This is a genomic window from Amycolatopsis eburnea, assembly GCF_003937945.1.
GTDB lineage: Bacteria > Actinomycetota > Actinomycetes > Mycobacteriales > Pseudonocardiaceae > Amycolatopsis > Amycolatopsis eburnea.
Genome location: NZ_RSEC01000045.1, coordinates 1 through 269, shown reverse-complemented (window position 1 = coordinate 269; position 269 = coordinate 1). Strand labels below are relative to the sequence as shown.

The window sequence follows — 269 nt, the reverse complement described above, 5'->3', positions numbered from 1 at the left end:
TAGCCTGGCCCAGGAACCCTTGGTCATCCGGCGGCAGAGTTTCTCACTCTGCATTCGCTACTCATGCCTGCATTCTCACTCCCACACCCTCCACGACTGGCTTCCGCCGCCGCTTCCCTGGATGCAGGACGCTCCCCTACCCATCCATACCACTAGACAAGGACTTCAAGAGTCCAAGCCGATGTATTGCATGAATGACACAGCTTCGGCGGTGTGCTTAAGCCCCGCTACATTGTCGGCGCAGGACCACTTGACCAGTGAGCTATTAC

1 rRNA gene is annotated in these 269 nt (G+C 57.2%); it reads right to left on the bottom strand.

What is annotated here, in order from left to right:
• A 23S ribosomal RNA gene (locus EIY87_RS19840) occupies positions 1-269 on the bottom strand; the annotation flags it as partial.